Origin of the sequence: Marixanthomonas ophiurae, from assembly GCF_003413745.1 — a bacterium.
Taxonomy (GTDB): Bacteria; Bacteroidota; Bacteroidia; order Flavobacteriales; family Flavobacteriaceae; genus Marixanthomonas; species Marixanthomonas ophiurae.
This window is the reverse complement of sequence record NZ_QVID01000001.1, coordinates 216,915-233,778: the sequence shown is the minus strand read 5'-3', so window position 1 is coordinate 233,778 and position 16,864 is coordinate 216,915. Positions and strand designations below refer to the sequence as shown.

14 protein-coding genes are annotated in these 16,864 nt (G+C 37.3%); 3 read left to right on the top strand and 11 right to left on the bottom strand.

Features of this window, described 5'->3' with window-relative positions; all coding sequences use genetic code 11:
• The first annotated feature begins 1 nt into the window (after position 1).
• A complete protein-coding gene (locus tag DZ858_RS01115) occupies positions 2 to 1,081 on the top strand; it encodes a mannose-1-phosphate guanylyltransferase (protein ID WP_117157735.1) in 1,080 nt (359 codons plus the stop codon).
• Positions 1,082 to 2,518 (top strand): DUF389 domain-containing protein, encoded by a 1,437-nt coding sequence (locus DZ858_RS01110; protein ID WP_117157734.1) that lies wholly within the window; start codon positions 1,082 to 1,084, stop codon positions 2,516 to 2,518. It begins immediately after the preceding gene.
• 59 nt (positions 2,519 to 2,577) lie between these two features.
• Here DZ858_RS01110 and DZ858_RS01105 read toward each other — a convergent pair whose 3' ends face one another.
• From DZ858_RS01105 to gcvP, 8 genes are all read right to left on the bottom strand, one after another.
• On the bottom strand, positions 2,578 to 4,197 hold the full coding sequence (locus DZ858_RS01105) for an FG-GAP-like repeat-containing protein (protein WP_117157733.1): 1,620 nt from the start codon (positions 4,195 to 4,197) through the stop codon (positions 2,578 to 2,580).
• A gap of 64 nt (positions 4,198 to 4,261) precedes the next feature.
• Positions 4,262 to 5,026, bottom strand: coding sequence for an ABC transporter ATP-binding protein (locus DZ858_RS01100; protein ID WP_117157732.1), 765 nt, complete (start codon positions 5,024 to 5,026; stop codon positions 4,262 to 4,264).
• Positions 5,023 to 5,763 (bottom strand): MlaE family ABC transporter permease, encoded by a 741-nt coding sequence (locus DZ858_RS01095; RefSeq protein WP_117157731.1) that lies wholly within the window; start codon positions 5,761 to 5,763, stop codon positions 5,023 to 5,025. Before DZ858_RS01095 ends, DZ858_RS01100 begins: the two co-directional genes overlap by 4 nt.
• 77 nt (positions 5,764 to 5,840) lie before the next feature.
• On the bottom strand, positions 5,841 to 6,938 hold the full coding sequence (locus tag DZ858_RS01090) for an alkaline phosphatase (protein WP_117157730.1): 1,098 nt from the start codon (positions 6,936 to 6,938) through the stop codon (positions 5,841 to 5,843).
• Positions 6,939 to 7,003: 65 nt separating this feature from the next.
• Positions 7,004 to 7,852: a glycosyltransferase family 2 protein gene (locus DZ858_RS01085; RefSeq protein ID WP_117157729.1), complete on the bottom strand. Its 849-nt coding sequence runs from the start codon at positions 7,850 to 7,852 to the stop codon at positions 7,004 to 7,006.
• A complete protein-coding gene (locus tag DZ858_RS01080) occupies positions 7,853 to 8,374 on the bottom strand; it encodes a class I SAM-dependent methyltransferase (protein ID WP_117157728.1) in 522 nt (173 codons plus the stop codon).
• 6 nt (positions 8,375 to 8,380) lie between these two features.
• Positions 8,381 to 9,439: a 3-oxoacyl-ACP synthase III family protein gene (locus tag DZ858_RS01075; RefSeq protein WP_117157727.1), complete on the bottom strand. Its 1,059-nt coding sequence runs from the start codon at positions 9,437 to 9,439 to the stop codon at positions 8,381 to 8,383.
• Between the two features lie 128 nt (positions 9,440 to 9,567).
• A complete protein-coding gene (gcvP, locus tag DZ858_RS01070) occupies positions 9,568 to 12,420 on the bottom strand; it encodes an aminomethyl-transferring glycine dehydrogenase (protein ID WP_117157726.1) in 2,853 nt (950 codons plus the stop codon).
• A 130-nt stretch (positions 12,421 to 12,550) separates the two neighbouring features.
• Here gcvP and DZ858_RS01065 point away from each other — a divergent pair, with 130 nt between their 5' ends.
• Complete coding sequence (locus tag DZ858_RS01065; RefSeq protein ID WP_117157725.1) at positions 12,551 to 13,375, top strand: UbiA prenyltransferase family protein; 825 nt, start codon at positions 12,551 to 12,553, stop codon at positions 13,373 to 13,375.
• A 227-nt stretch (positions 13,376 to 13,602) separates the two neighbouring features.
• On the opposite strand, the gene DZ858_RS01055 is transcribed toward DZ858_RS01065, so the two are convergent.
• The 3 genes from DZ858_RS01055 to purE all read right to left on the bottom strand — a co-directional run bounded on the left by DZ858_RS01055 (position 13,603) and on the right by purE (position 16,862).
• On the bottom strand, positions 13,603 to 14,154 hold the full coding sequence (locus DZ858_RS01055) for a sigma-70 family RNA polymerase sigma factor (RefSeq protein WP_117157724.1): 552 nt from the start codon (positions 14,152 to 14,154) through the stop codon (positions 13,603 to 13,605).
• A 118-nt stretch (positions 14,155 to 14,272) separates the two neighbouring features.
• Positions 14,273 to 16,291, bottom strand: a complete 2,019-nt coding sequence (locus DZ858_RS01050) for a M3 family metallopeptidase (RefSeq protein ID WP_117157723.1) — start codon at positions 16,289 to 16,291, stop codon at positions 14,273 to 14,275.
• A gap of 70 nt (positions 16,292 to 16,361) precedes the next feature.
• Positions 16,362 to 16,862, bottom strand: coding sequence for a 5-(carboxyamino)imidazole ribonucleotide mutase (gene purE / locus DZ858_RS01045; protein WP_117157722.1), 501 nt, complete (start codon positions 16,860 to 16,862; stop codon positions 16,362 to 16,364).
• Positions 16,863 to 16,864 lie beyond the last annotated feature (2 nt).

Genomic DNA, 16,864 nt, shown 5'->3' with positions numbered 1-16,864 from the left:
AATGAACAAGGATTATTATGCAGTAATAATGGCTGGCGGAATTGGTTCGCGTTTTTGGCCGGTAAGTACAACCGATTTCCCTAAACAATTTCATGATATGTTGGGGACAGGGCAAACGTTGCTCCAAAAAACGTTTTCTAGGCTCAATAAAATGATTCCTACTGAAAACATTTTGGTGCTTACCAATGAACGGTATTTGCAATTAACGTTAAAACAATTGCCGCAAATAGCAGAAGAGCAGGTGATTTTAGAACCCGCCATGCGCAACACGGCACCTTGTATTTTACTTTCAGCTTTAAAAATAAAAAAGAAGAACCCCAACGCTTTAATGTTAGTGGCACCAAGTGATCACTGGATTGAAGATGAGGTTGCTTTTTTGAAAGATGTCCAAATCTGTTTTGATGCTTGCCAGCGGGAAGACTATTTAATGACTTTAGGTATTGAGCCTACCTTTCCCAATACCGGTTATGGATATATTGAAGCTGAAAAGAAAGAAAATTCAGTTATCAAGAGAGTAAAACAATTTCGTGAAAAGCCAGATTATGAAACTGCAAAACAGTTTCTAGCGGAAGGAAATTTTATGTGGAATGCTGGTATATTTCTATGGAGCGTAACAAGTATTTCAGATGCTTTTGAAGAAAACAATCCAGTTATGCATGCGCTTTTTTCTGAAGGGATACCGGCTTATAACACTTCCGAAGAAAAAGGATTTATTGCCGAAAATTATGATAAGGCTGAAAATATTTCTATTGACTACGCCATTATGGAAAAAGCCGATAACGTGTATGTAAAAAAAGCTTCATTTGATTGGAACGATTTAGGAACCTGGGGCGCTTTGCATGATAAAATGGAAAAAGATCCTCAAGAAAACGCAGTGGTTCGCGCTGTCCCACATCTAAAAGATGCAAACGGAAATATGATATATTCTTCAACTGAAAAATTGGTAGTGGTAGATGGAATTGATGATTACATTATTGTGGATAAGGAAGATGTATTGTTAATTTACCCAAAGAAAAAAGAACAAGATATTAAAACATTACTTGCCGAGGTTAAAGAAAACTTCGGAAAAAAATATACCTAGATGAGCGAGCAGCAAAAAAACGATAACGTTCACGTTACTCCGAACGATGAAGAATTTGAGCAGGTAAAACTGAACACTTGGGAAAGTATTAAAAAATTCTTTAAAGAATTGTTCGATATCCGGTCCGATAGTGATCGTGATGCTACGATTGAGGCTGTAAAAAAGGATATTCCGTTTAAAGGTCACACCGCTTGGATTTTAATATTTTCCATATTTGTAGCTTCCATAGGCTTAAATGTGAGTAGTACGGCCGTGGTAATTGGTGCGATGTTAATTTCTCCATTAATGGGTCCTATTGTTGGGATTGGTCTTTCTGTAGCAATTAACGATGTGGAAACCCTACGACGTTCTCTTGTTAATCTAGGGATTATGGTCTTTTTAAGTGTGTTAACAGCTTACTTATATTTTGAGCTTTCTCCTTTAACGGAAGAGACTCCAGAGCTTGTGGCACGTACCTATCCAACTATTTTGGACGTTTTAGTGGCTATATTCGGTGGTTTAGGCCTCATTATAGCTAAGACTAAAAGTGGAACCATTGCTAGTGTTATTTTTGGTGTTGCTATTGCTACAGCACTTATGCCACCATTGTGTACGGTTGGATATGGGTTGGCAATTGGTAATTTTCAATACGCCGGAGGTGCATTATATCTATTTTCAATAAACGCTGTTTTTATAGCACTTTCTACCTTTATTGTTTCAAAATTATTGCGTTTTCCTTTGGTTCGTTATGCGAACTCCAAACGAAGAAGACGTACTGCACAGATTGCTTCATTAATAGCATTAATTGTTATGGTGCCTAGTGTTATTTTATTTATTAACCTGTTAGACCAGCAACTTTTTGAAAACAAAACCAAAGAGTTTGTAAAGAATGTGATTAAATATGAAGGGGCCGAAGTGGTAAAATCCACTCAAGACTTTCAAACAAAAGATATAGAAGTGTACCTTATTGGAAGGCCTGTGCCACAATCTACAATAAATGAATGGCTGTCACAGATGGAAGAAAGCGAAATGTTACAAGGTGCTAACCTTCGAATATATCAGGGTACAGACCAAAGCGGTGAACTGGCTGAAAAATTATCAAGTGATGTTAAGGCGGGTATTTTAGAAGATTTATACGTAAAGAATGAACAAGCCATTCAAGATAAAAATAGCCGGATCGACTTTCTAGAAAATGAGATTGCAAAACTGCGAGTTAAAGACCTTCCTTTTGAAGAACTAAGCAAAGAAGTGAAAGCTGTTTATAAGGATATGGAAAGCTTTTCTTTTTCAAGAAGGGTTACCACCAATTTTACCAAAACCGACACCTTACCGGTAGTCTATGTTTCGTGGGCAAAAAATGTTTCCTCCAAAGAAAAGATAGAGAAGAACCAAGCGTTATTAGATTGGCTAAAAATTAAAATGAAAGTGGATACGTTGTTGGTGCAGGATACGCCATAAAGAAGCGTCCGCAATAAATTAATTTTGGGACGCTCCGGTAACATTTGAAAAAAATATTTTTACTGTTTGATGAACTTATAGCTTAAGCTTTGTTCTTTTAACGTAAACTGAACAAAATAAACTCCACTGTTTAAAGCTTCAACATTCAAGTTGTTTTCTGAAGATATTTTGGCGCTTAAAACCGTTTTTCCGGTAAGATCCATAATGCGTACTGGCGTATTTTCCAATCCATTTTTTGAAAAGTTTAAAGTAGAAGTTGTTGGGTTAGGGTATACCGTAACAAGATCAACGTCAGTTTCTCCAATGGAAAGCGGAAAATCGCCTTCATTGATTTCATGAAGTGTGTTGATGTCAGGGTTTTCAATTTGATCTACTGTCCCAGAAGGCCAAGTGATTGTTATTTTGTCAATAGTTTCACTTTCACCTATCCCAAAATGGGCTGAAAGGCTGTTCATATGACTAAAACCTTGACCCGAACGCACTTCGCGCATTTGTTTCCCCCAATCGCCATATATATCAATGTGAGCACCTATACCATTTTTATTGCTTTCTTTACCTTTTAAAATTATTTTAACCCAATTGTTATTGCTTGCCCCTTCATTGATCCACAGTTGGCCATCATTTACAACATCTAAAAATCCGTCGTTGTTAAGATCTGCAATGGCTCCTTCATCAAAAGATAGATCCATTCCGGTAAAGGTCATATCACCATTATTGATATATAATTCTTTAGACATTTCAGAAAAAATATCGACAAAACCATCGTTGTTAAAGTCAGCTGCTTGATTTTCCCAAGCACCTAAATCGGTTGGGTCGATTCCTGAAGTTTCAATAATATCTTTATAATTTCCGGTACCATCATTTTCCATAAGGCGGTTTTGAAAATCGTGATTTACTATAAAGGCATCAAAATCACCATCGTTATCAAAGTCTTCAAAAACAGTTGCCCATGATTGTGCATTGTCTTTCATACCAATACTTTCAGCATTTTCAGTATAAGTACCATCACCATTGTTGGTGTACATGGCATTGTCACGCTCCGGATCTCCTGGGCTGGAACCTCCCCGGCATTTAGTTAAGTACATATCGGTGTCGCCATCATTATCATAATCTACCCAAATCGCTGCATAGTTTCCAGGGAGGTCAATGGTTTCAATCAAGGATTGATCTAAGGTCATATTTCCGTTTCCGTCATTTCGGTAGGGATGGCTAAGGTCCACATCATGGCATACAAAAGCGTCTAAATCGCCATCGTTGTCAATATCTGCCATAGTTGAGCGTTGTGAAAAAATGTATTCCCCGTGCGAAGCGTCTTCTGTGTAATCTGTCCCATCTTCATTTGCCATTAAAAACGATACACGTGAGCCGTTACCTAAAACAAGATCGTTGTAACCATTTCCGTCCAAATCGCCTGCAGCTACACTCCAATCCGGAGGATTTTGAATAGACATATTGTACATAGTTGATTGAAAGCTGCCATCTGCTTGTTGGTAATCTATCCCAATGCCGCTGCTTGATATGCGCACATAATCGTCCAGATTATCACCGTTCATATCCACAGCACATTCTGAAGTGTCAGGAAATGAATCGATGAGGTTGGATTGATTTACAAATGAAACTTGACCGAACATGCCAAGTGTAGCAAGTAAAAAGATACTGGAGAGTAGTGTTTTTTTCATAATAATAGAATATAGAGTTCCTAAAATTATGGAAAATAATTGATAAGCAATAGCTTAGGTTAAATTATTGTTCTTTTATTTGAACTTCCCTTATTTTCTTAAATAAATCTGAAGAATACACGAAGTTGGTTACATCTTCATTATCGGTTTTAAATATCTCCTCATTGGTGCCTTGCCAGACCAACTTTCCTAATTTAAGAAGGACTACTTTTTGTCCTATTTCCATAACCGAATTCATATCGTGGGTTACCACAACCGTTGTAATATCGTATTCATGTGTCAACTCTTGGATCAAGTTGTCAATTAGGGTAGCAGTTTTAGGATCGAGACCTGAATTGGGTTCGTCACAGAATAAAAATTTAGGTCGGTTGACAATGGCCCGAGCAATGGAAACCCGTTTTTGCATCCCTCCAGAAATTTCAGCAGGAAATTTTTTATTAACGTTTTTAAGATCAACCCTTGCCAATACTTCATTAACGCGCTCCAACATTTCACTTTTTTTCTGTTTAGTAAACATTCGTAAAGGGAACATCACGTTTTGTTCAATAGTCATCGAGTCGAACAATGCGCCACCTTGAAACAGCATACCAATATCTTCACGAAGGGCCCGCTGTTTTTCATCGTCCATATCCTGTATGGCTTCATCTTCATAGTAAATGCGACCTTCTTCTGGCTTAAAAAGCCCAATAAGACATTTAAGCATTACCGTTTTACCACTACCACTCTGACCAATGATAAGATTGGTTTTCCCTTTTTCGAACGTAGTAGAAATCCCTTTTAATATCTCTTCGTCTCCAAAACTTTTATGTATGTCTTCTACTTTTATCATGAGCTTAAAAGGAGTTGTGTTATTACGTAATTTGCTAGTATAATGAGCACACTAGTCCAAACAAAAGAGTTGGTACTGGCTTTACCAACTTCAAGCGATCCACCTTTCATATAATATCCTTGCCACGATGGTACGGTTGCCAAAATAAAGGCGAATACGAACGTTTTGAAAAAGGCATAAAACAACTGAAATGGAATAAAGTCATCCTGCAGACCTTCAATAAAAGCGGTTGAGGAAGTAAATCCACCATAAACGCCGGCTAGCCAACCTCCAATAACGCCCAAAAACATCGCTATTGCAATTAAAAATGGATAGAACATTAAGGCGATTATCTTCGGAAATACTAAATAATTTAATGAATTAATCCCCATTACTTCTAATGCATCAATTTGTTCAGTAACCCGCATAGATCCTATGCTGGATGTAATGAAAGAACCTACTTTACCAGCCATAATTATAGAAATAAAGGTAGGTGCAAACTCCAATATTACCGATTGTCGTGTAGCAAATCCAATAAGTGATTCAGGAATTATTGGGTTTGTCATGTTAAGAGCAGTCTGTATGGCGACCACACCTCCCACAAAAAAGGATATAAAAGAAACGATACCGAGTGAGCTGATGATCAAGTCGTCAATTTCCTTAAAAATAAGCTCCCGTAAGACAGATCGTTTGGTAAAGCTACCAAAAACCTTTGTTATCATTACAAAATAGGAACCAATATCACGTAGGTACTTCATAAGCGTTTAAGATACTGCTAAAGTAATAAAATTCAATGAGTGTTGCCCTTAAAAAGGTAGGACGTCCTCAAATATTCTTATTCTAAAAGCAGTTGCTTTATTTTTGTATAAATTTCAGTATTTTCATAAATGCCATTAAAATGTTCAGCACCAGGTCCTTTTGCGAAAACAGGAACCATAGTCGAGGAATGTCCGCTAGTGGAAAAGGTAGATTTAATTTTATTGTAATCTCCCTCGTCTGATGCTAATGTGAATCCGCCTGTTTCGTGGTCTGCAGTGACAATTATCAGCGTTTCTTTGTTGATCTCTGCAAAATCAAGCGCGACACCTATTGTTTTGTCAAAATCTAACAATTCGCCTATTAAGTAATCAGCTTCGTTTGAGTGTCCGCCCCAATCTATTTGAGAGCCTTCAACCATTAAAAAGAATCCTTCTTTGTTTTGTGTTAGTTTTTTTAAAGCTAATTGTGTGGCATCTGGTAAAAAGTCGCCGCGGCCATCAATTTTTTTAGGCATGCCATCTTCAGCAAGAAGTATCGCTTCCTTTTTTTCTGAAGAAGTTGTTGGTAAATTTTCGGTATATACCTGAAAGTCATTTTCCTCTAATTCAGAATATAAGTTACGACCATCTTTTCTGTTATTAAAAAACTTCTGTCCGCCTCCAGCAAAAAAGTCGACGTCACTAGTTGGCATAAAGGCGGCGATATCTTCATACTGCCTTCTCTTTTTTACGTGTGCAAAAAAACTAGCCGGTGTGGCATGTACAATGGAAGAAGTAGCAATTAAACCAGTACTCAATCCTTTTTGTGAAACCTCTTCAAGTATAGTAGGGGTAGGAATAGTGTCTAAATTCATGCCAATGGCACCATTATAAGTTTTCACGCCAGACGCAAAAGCCGTGGCTCCTGAAGCCGAATCTGTAATCATATCACTACCTGATGATGTTTTAATAAGCCCAACGGTAGGAAAACGTTCAAAATTTGAAGTGTTTTTTTGAAAAAACAATGCTGATGAAACTTGGCTCAAGCCCATTCCATCACCAATCAATAGAATAACATTTTTAGGTTTTTTGTTTGTTGAAGTTGTTGATAGGGTATTGTCTTTTACTTGTACCGAAACACAGTTAGTACATAAAAAAAGAACGATAGCAGAGAGGAGTAGGGAAACTAGTTTCATTATGTTTTATAGATTTTAAAACAGCAAAAATACATAGAATTGAATACCTACAAGTTATCGAAAGGTTATAAAATTTTCCTTTTAATTCCCTTCCAACGAAGCCTTCGAATAAAACCACCTTCTTTTTCTGAAACAATAGGTTGGATTGTGGTTTTTTTAGCCTTTTGGTACCCACGGATACAATCGATAAAGTAACTGAAGCTCTTTTTTTTAAGGGAAAGTTTTGCGGAAGCAATTGATGTTAAAACTAACCCATATCGCAACTTGTAAAAAGCTTCTCCTTGTTTATAGCGAGCTGCTTTAGTGTAGGTTTTTCCGGTAGGTTTAAGGTGTTTTACGTGCAACGTTTCATCCGTATTAATCTGCCAGCCATGATACTGAGCCAAAAGCTCGTCAACAGTATCCCAACCCATGGTGCTTTTTAATCCGCCAATTTGTTGATAGCATTCTTTTCGGTAAGCTTTTAATGCACCCCTTACGTGATCGGTATTAGTCAAATTCTCTAAAACCCATTTTCTTTTTTTCTGAATGTAGCAGAAACCACCCGCTACTCCGCAGTTGGAGTTGTTTTTAAATAGGATAGAAATTTTCTCTAAATAATCCTTCGGAAAAATAAGGTCTGCATCAAATTTACAGATTACTTCATAGTCAGTATCTGAAACTTCAAGTCCTTTATTAAACGCATTGATTACTTTGCTTCCTGGTTCGTGTTTTGCTGTTGAGGTGGTTTCAATCCCTGAGATAAAAGGATAAGTAGCTGTAAATTGATCAATAATTGCTTGCGTGCCATCTGTAGAATGATCGTTTACAATAATTATTTTTTGAGGAAGTAGCGTTTGCGAGACTAACGACTGAAGTGTTTGTTCTAAATAAGCTTCTTCATTATGTGCCGGTATGATGATGCAGAATCTCATTTATAAGCGTTCTGCATAAACCATATAATATCGTGGAGTAAAACGACGTAAAATAGGTCTGAACCCTACTTTTTTAACTGGATTTGTGAATTTTGTTCGCTTTTTAATGGTCCATCCTGCTTTTTCTAATAGCCAATCAAATTGCCAATCTTCAAATTCATGAAAATGGCGATCACGTTTATCGGTTTTACTTTTATATGCCGAAGCAAACCACAATTTTAAGGGAACAGAAGCTACTAGTTTTTTTGCTTTAATATCCTGCAATACATTAAAAGGGGCTACTAGGTGTTCAAATATTTCAAAAGCGGTAACCACATTATAATCGGTGGTTTTAACGGCTTCCGTTTTCAGGTCGAGATCTTCACCTTTGGTGTTAGTAACGCTGTATCCTTCTTTTTGCAAAATTTCAGAAAAAGGATTTGTAACCCCTAAATCTAAAATAGATTCATCGGTTTTTACCACTTCTTTTAGAAACTTTAAAGTATGCTTGTAGCGTTTCTTCGGAAATTTCCCTTCGTACATATAGTTTTATACTTTGTAAAGAATTGCGTTGATGTTCATTCCGGCTCCTACACTGGCAAATAAAATAATATCGCCTTTGTTTATTTCGTGGCCTTCCATTTTATTATTCTTTACAAGATCGAATAGCGTAGGGATGGTAGCTACACTAGAATTCCCAAGTTTGTTAATGCTCATGGGCATAATGTTTTCGGGAGGGGTTTCACCGTATAGTTTGTAAAAACGTTTTATAATGGCTTCGTCCATTTTTTCATTCGCTTGATGAATAAAGACTTTCTTCAAATCTTTTATAGAAACATTGCCTTCTTCCAAACAAGCTTTCATTGCTTCTGGAACATTGTTTAAAGCAAATTCGTAAATTTTGCGACCGTACATTTTAATATATCGACGAGTATCGCTTATTTCTTGGTTGTTACTTTCTCCAAAAAAGATAAAATGAGCTTCATCATAAGCGTAGGTCGCACTGCTGTGCGTGATTATACCAGAATCGTCATCTGTTTTTTCTACGACAGTTGCACCGGCACCATCACTGTAAATCATGGAATCACGATCGTGCTGATCTACTACACGAGATAGTGCTTCAGCACCAATAACCAAACATTTTTTAGCAATACCACTTTTAATAAAAGCGTTTGCCTGTATCATACCTTCAATCCACCCTGGACAGCCAAATAAAACATCGTAGGCAACACATTTTGGGTTTTCTATTCTCAATAAATGCTTAACACGCGAACCAATACTAGGTACTGTGTCGCTCTGGTGGTCACCGTGTTTTACATCGCCATAATTATGGGCAACAATTATATAATCTAACTCTTCTTTATCAATACCTGAATCTTCAATTGCTTTTTGAGCAGCAAAAAAAGCAATATCTGAGGTTGTGAGTTCATTTTTGATGTATCGTCTTTCTGAAATACCGGTAATGGCTTCAAATTTTTCAATAATCACTGCGTTTTCGTGTCCAAAAAGAGAACCATCTTCATTGTAAAAACTATGGTTTTCAAATTGGTTATTAGGAGCTATCCCACTTGGGATAAAGCTTCCTACACCTGTTATCTTTGTACTCATTACGCTTTTTAATTTAAATTACTGAAATATAGCAAGTTAATAATAAACCATTCCGTTTTAGATTGCAATTTTAAAGTCATAAAAAAAATCCTCAACTGTTAAAGTAAGGATTTTTTGTTAAATAGCAGTTATGCTTCTTCCATATATGATTCAATTGGCTCACAAGTACACACTAGGTTACGGTCGCCATATGCTTCGTCAACCCTTCTTACTGTTGGCCAGAATTTGTTTTCGGCAACATAGTCTAAAGGATAGGCTGCATCTTTTCTGGTGTATGGGAAATTCCAACTATCATCCGTAAGCATTTTTAAGGTATGCGGCGCATTTTTGAGGACGTTATTAGTGTTTTCTTTAGAAACAGAGTCGATTTCCATTCTAATGGATATCATCGCATCACAAAAACGGTCCAGTTCATATTTACTTTCGCTTTCAGTAGGCTCTATCATTAGAGTACCTGCTACCGGAAATGAAACCGTTGGTGAGTGGAAACCGTAATCAATCAATCGCTTGGCGATATCGGTCACTTCAATACCATGCTCCTTAAATGGACGACAGTCGATGATCAATTCATGCGCTGCGCGGTTGCGCTCACCACTATAAAGCGTTTCATAATGGCCTTTTAGTCTTTCTTTGATGTAATTGGCATTTAAAATAGCAAATTGAGTTGCCTGTTTTAAACCATTCACACCAAGCATTCTAATGTACGCATACGATATTAAACAAACCAACGAACTGCCAAAAGGTGCAGCCGAAATAGCAGTAATTGCTTTGTCGCCGCCTGTTTTAATTATTGGATTAGTTGGTAAAAATGGTACAAGTTGTTTTGCAACACAAATAGGGCCAACACCCGGTCCTCCTCCTCCGTGAGGAATAGAAAACGTTTTATGCAGATTTAAATGACAAACATCAGCTCCAATATTACCTGGGTTGGTTAACCCTACCTGAGCATTCATATTGGCACCGTCCATATATACTTGACCTCCATTTTCATGGATAATACTGGTTACTTCTTTAATGGCAGATTCGTACACGCCGTGTGTTGACGGATATGTTACCATCAAAGCAGCTAAGTTGTCTTTATGTTTTTCAGCTTTTTCACGAAGGTCATCTACGTCTATGTTGCCATTGTCACCTGCTTTGGTCACGACTACTTTCATGCCAGCCATAACTGCACTTGCAGGGTTGGTGCCGTGAGCAGATGAAGGAATTAAACAGATATTTCGATTTGCTTCTCCACGGGATTCGTGATAAGCTCGGATTACCATCAGGCCTGCATATTCTCCTTGTGCACCTGAGTTAGGTTGTAATGAGGTTGCCGCAAAGCCAGTGATTTCGGTTAATTGATCTTCTAGCTTTTTTAATACTTGTTGATATCCTTCTGCTTGTTCAATAGGAACAAAGGGATGGATATTTCCCCATTGCGGATCACTTAACGGAAGCATTTCAGCAGCAGCGTTCAGCTTCATCGTACAAGATCCTAACGGAATCATAGAATGATTTAATGATAAATCTTTGCGTTCCAATTTTTTAATATAACGCATTAACTCCGTTTCACTATGGTAACTGTTGAAAACATCGCTGGTAAGGAATTTTGTTTGACGAGCCGCTTCGGCAGGAATAGCATTTCCTTTTATAATCTCGGTAACCTTAATTACTTTTTTATTTGTTGCTTCAGCAAAAACAGCTACTATTTTGTTGAGGTCTTTTAAGGTAGTTGTCTCATTTACAGCAATTGAAACCGTTTCATCATCGGGATAGTAGAAGTTGATGTTCTTGGCTTCGGCTATATATTTAATTTTAGTCGCATCGGTTTTAATAGCAATTGTATCAAAATAGGTGTCATTCATTTGATATAATCCTATTTCTTCTAATGCATTAGCTAAGGTAGCTGTGGTATTATGAACTTTATCGGCAATGTCCTGCAAGCCATCTGGGCCATTATATACAGCATACATTCCAGCCATTACAGCTAATAAAACTTGTGCTGTACAGATATTAGATGTTGCACGATCCCGTTTAATGTGCTGTTCGCGCGTTTGTAATGCCATTCGTAAAGCGCGGTTACCATCAAGGTCTTTTGTTACACCAATAATACGTCCTGGTATGTAGCGTTTAAATTCTTCACGTGTAGCAAAGTAGGCTGCGTGTGGTCCTCCGTAACCTAATGGAATTCCGAAACGTTGGGTGGTGCCTACCACTACGTCAGCTCCAAAATGTCCTGGAGATTCTAATTTGACCAAGCTTAAAATATCTGCAGCAACGGCTACTTTTATATCTGAATCGTTTGCTTGTTTTATAAAATCTTTAAAACTATGGACGTTTCCAGTTCTTCCAGGGTATTGTAACATAACACCATAAAATCCTCCGGAAAAATCAAACTCTTTGTGATTACCTACTACTATTTCAACGCCAATTGGAATGGCACGAGTTTGAATTACAGAAAGGGTTTGTGGAAGTATTTCTTCAGAAACAAAGAATTTTACCGCATTACTTTTCTTTTGTTCTCGGCTACGCACAGCAAATAGAAGTGACATAGCTTCGGCAGCAGCTGTAGATTCGTCTAACAAAGAAGCATTTGCCAATTTCATTCCAGTAAGGTCACTTACCATCGTCTGGAAGTTAAGTAACGCTTCAAGCCTTCCTTGTGCAATCTCAGCTTGATACGGCGTATAAGCAGTGTACCAGCCTGGATTCTCCAATATGTTACGCTGAATAACGGGAGGGATGTTGGTAGGATAATACCCTAAACCAATATAGGTTTTAAAGACTTTATTTTTTTCGGCCATCTCAGTGATGTGCTCCAAATATTCTTGCTCGGTCATGGCTACGTCTAGATCGAGGTCTTTTTTCATGATAATATCATCCGGAACGGTTTCAAAGATGAGCTGGTCAAGTGATTCAGCACCAATGGTTTTTAGCATTTCGGGGAGGTCGCTTCTTCTGGGACCAATATGTCTAAGGGCAAAAGAATCTGTGTTCATTATATGCGTTTCAAAATTAGGTGGCAAAATTACGATTTTATAGACGAATTAGTATCGTTTTTTTATAGGTAAACTAACATTTTGTTAACCAATAAGTCAAGTTACTAACACTTTACTTATTTTTGGAATAATGACAGCCTTAAAACATATTTTTGAATTCTACATAAATAGCAGTATTCATGTTGCTTTGGCTGTAATTTCTTTAGTAGCAATTACTGTTTTTGAGTTTAATCTAGAGCTTTCAACTATATTTTGGTTATTTGTGTTTTTTGGAACCATTACGGGGTATAATTTTGTGAAATATGCTCCAATTGCTGCTTTGCACCATAGAAGCCTTGCAAAATCATTGAAAACTATTCAAGTATTTTCGTTTATCTGTTTTGGGATTTTAGGGTATGTTGCTATGCAACTTCAGTTTAAAACATTGTTGATAACAGGCTTTTTTGGAGCCTTAACAGTTTTGTATGCCATTCCAGTTTTACAAAATAAGAGCTTGCGGAAGGTTAAAGGACTTAAAATTTTTGTGGTAGCAGCAGTTTGGGCTGGAGTGACGGTACTAGTGCCGTTGGTACATGCTGGGCATTCTTTGAATGCTGATGTTTGGATTACCTTTATACAGCGGTTTTTCTTGGTTATTGTACTTACGCTTCCTTTTGAAATAAGAGATTTGCCTTATGACGATTCTGTATTGGGTACTTTACCACAAACCTTGGGGGTAACTGGAACAAATACATTGGTTGCTGTTTTAGCAGGTATCAGTTTTATAATTGAAGGTTTTAAAAATGATTTGTTTATAGCTTATGCTATAAGTTTATTATTTATATGCTTACTAGCGTCTTTTGTCGTGTTTTTTGTCAAAAAGGAACAACCTAAGTATTATGCTTCTTTTTGGGTAGAGGGATTGCCTATTTTATGGTTGGCTGTTTTCTTTTTACTAGGACATTTTCTGCCTTAGCTGTTCCTTAATTACATTTTTTTGTTCGGGTGAAAGCGTTTGTATCTGAGAGTTTTTTACTGCTTTGGTCAATTTACCATTTCTTGCTGAATGTTTTCTACATAATCGACAAAATATAATATGCATGTTAAGCTTAATACTATCCCAAAGATTTGCTTCATTATATTGTGCTTTGTCACAAGTATGACGTGCTTCATCACAGTTAAACATCATTTTAAACTTCATATTTATAACCAGTTTTTTTCAAGACAGTTAGCCATCGCTTTTCGGGCGCGATGAATAATCACCCAAAGGTTAGACGGAGTAATATTATATTCATTACAAATTGCTTCGGTATCAAAGTTATCGATTGTTTTCATTTTAAAGATAGTAGCATGACGTTCATCTAAGGTATCCAAGCATTCTAAAATAGCAAGTCCTAACTCATTATTTTCTAATTCGTCTTCTGCAGTTTTATCGTATGGATCTTGTACACGTTCTTCTAGCCAGTCACCTTCCATATCATCATCTGTGTAGCTAATATGTACTTCGGCTTGGCCTTTTTTTGAATTCTTTTTACGGTAATGGTCAATTATTTTCCGCTTTAAAATAGCGATGAGCCAAGTACGCTCACTGGCGTTACCTTTAAAGTTTTTTTTAGATTTTAATCCTGCCAAAAAAGTTTCAGAAATAAGGTCTTGCGCCACAATATGGTCATTTACACGTACAATGGTGTAATTATAAAGATAATCTGAATATCGATCTACCCAAGTTTCGGGGTGCAGGGTGTGCGTGGGCATATGTTGGTTATATAGTGATTCATTCAAAAATAGGAAAGTTTCAGCAGGAATTAGACTTTTTCACATTTATATAAGATTTATAATAGAGCTGCTATTGAAAAATAGCAGCCTTTTTTATTTAAATTAATCCAGCTCGTTTTAACAACGCATCCGGATTTGGTTTTTTACCACGGAATTTTATATACAGTTCCATTGGATCTTCGGTGCCACCTTGTGATAACACAAAGTTTTTAAACTTATCGGCGACCGTTTTATTGAAAATACCTTCTTCTTTAAAATAAGCAAAGGCATCGGCGTCCAATACTTCGGCCCATTTGTAACTGTAATATCCTGCTGAATATCCTCCTTGAAATATATGAGAGAACGAAGTACTCATACAGTTAGAAGCTACATCGGGGTATAACGTTGTTTCGCCAAAAGCTTCTTTTTCATGTGCTTTTACATCTTTTATATTGCTTGGGTTGCCGCCGTGCCATGCCATATCAAGCATGCCAAAACTCAGTTGACGTAGTGTTTTCATCCCTTCGTGAAAAGCAGCCGATTCTTTTATCTTTCTCACATATTCCATCGGGATTACTTCACCCGTTTTATAATGCGTAGCAAATAACTCTAATGTTTCTTTTTCATAACACCAGTTCTCCAATATTTGACTCGGCAATTCAACAAAATCCCAATACACGTTGGCACCTGATAAACTTGCGTAGGTAGTGTTGGCCAACATGCCGTGCAACGCATGTCCAAACTCGTGAAACAGCGTAGTAACTTCATTAAAAGTCAACAAAGAAGGCTTACTTGCAGTAGGTTTGGTGAAATTGCATACAATCGAAATATGTGGGCGTTCGTTTTTACCGTCTTTTATCTCTTGTTGTTTGTAAATAGTCATCCAAGCACCATTACGTTTTCCGGCACGTGGGTGAAAGTCTGCATAAAAGATGGCAACCAACGCTTCATCAGCATCGGTAACGCGGTATGTTTTTACTTCTGGGTGGTATTTGTCAATATTGTTTACCTCTTCAAAAGAAAGTCCGTATAGTTTTTTAGCAACGGTAAATACTCCGTTTATTACGTTCTTTAATTCAAAATAAGGCTTTAGCTTTTCATCGTCTAGGTTAAATCGTTTCTGTTTTAATTTCTCTGCATAATACGCTCCGTCCCATTTCTGTAATTGGTCAATGCCATCCAATTCTTTTGCGAAAGCTTCCAGTTCAGCAAACTCTTTTTGGGCTGCTGGTTTTGCTTTCTGTAATAATTCATCTAAAAAAGAAGTAACCTTTTCGGGTGTTTCGGCCATGCGTTCTTCTAATACAAAATGCGCGTGGCTATCATAACCTAACAATTTCGCTCGTTGATACCGAAGATTGGCAATTTGAAGAACAATCTCTTGATTGTCCAATTCATCGTTATTAAAAGATTTACTCCCAAAGGCAAGGGACAATTCTTTCCGAAGTTCGCGATTATCAGCATACGTCATAAATGGAATATAACTCGGGTAGGCCAGTGTAAACATCCAGCCCTCTTTGCCTTTCTCTTTTGCTGTGTCGGCAGCTTCTTCTTTGGCGCCTTCAGGTAAACCTGAGAGTTTCTCTTCTTCGGTAATATGTAATTCGTATTTATTGGTTTCGGCCAATACGTGTTCGCCAAAAGTTAAGCTTAGCTTAGATAAATCCTGGTCTATTTTACGGAGTTTTTCTTTTTTCTCTTCTGAAAGATTAGCGCCATTACGGGCAAAGCCTTTGTATTGTTTTTCCAGTAACATGCTTTCTTCAGCAGTAAGCGTCATGGAGTTTCTACGGTCGTAAACCGTTTTGACACGGTTGAATAAAGCTTCGTTAAGCAGCAGATCGTTTTTAAAATTTGATAACAAAGGTGAAACCTCTTGTGCTATTTCTTGAATTTCTTCGTTGGTTTCGGCACTGTTGAGGTTAAAGAATATGCCTGTCACTCGGTTTAATTGCTCGCCAGTACGCTCTAATGCTTCCACTGAATTTTCAAACGTAGGTTCTGAAGTGTTTTCTGTAATGGTATTTATTTCGTCCTTGGTGTCTGCAATTAATTGTTTAATTGCAGGTAGAAAATGCTCGTTTTCTATTTTTGAAAAAGGAGCAGTAATAAAAGGTTGTAGTAGTGGGTTGTTCATAGTAAATGATAAATGTAAAATGTAAAACAGAAAAAATAAGTATGTTATTTGTAATTACAGTTTGTTGTTTTTACTTTTTCGGTTTTGAGTTTTTAATTTGTTTAGCGCCTTCTTCAACTTTCATCTTAAGGCCTTCTTTATAGGCTACTACTTTGTCAAGTACACATTTATCTGAGCTGCCAATAATCTGAGCTGCTAAAATCCCGGCGTTTTTGGCTCCGTTTAAAGCAACCGTGGCAACGGGTACGCCGCCTGGCATTTGTAAAATAGAAAGTACGGAATCCCAGCCATCTATGGAATTACTCGACTTTACAGGAACGCCAATAACGGGAAGTGGCGATAAAGAGGCGATCATCCCTGGTAAGTGTGCAGCACCACCAGCACCAGCAATGATAACATTGATGCCGCGAGTGTGGGCGTTTTTTCCATAATCGAATAATTTATCAGGTGTTCGATGTGCTGAAACGATATCGACTTCCACTTCAATATCAAAGCCTTTTAGCATGTCTATGGCTTCTTGCATAACCGGCATGTCACTAGTACTGCCCATAATAATTCCTACTTTGCTCATAA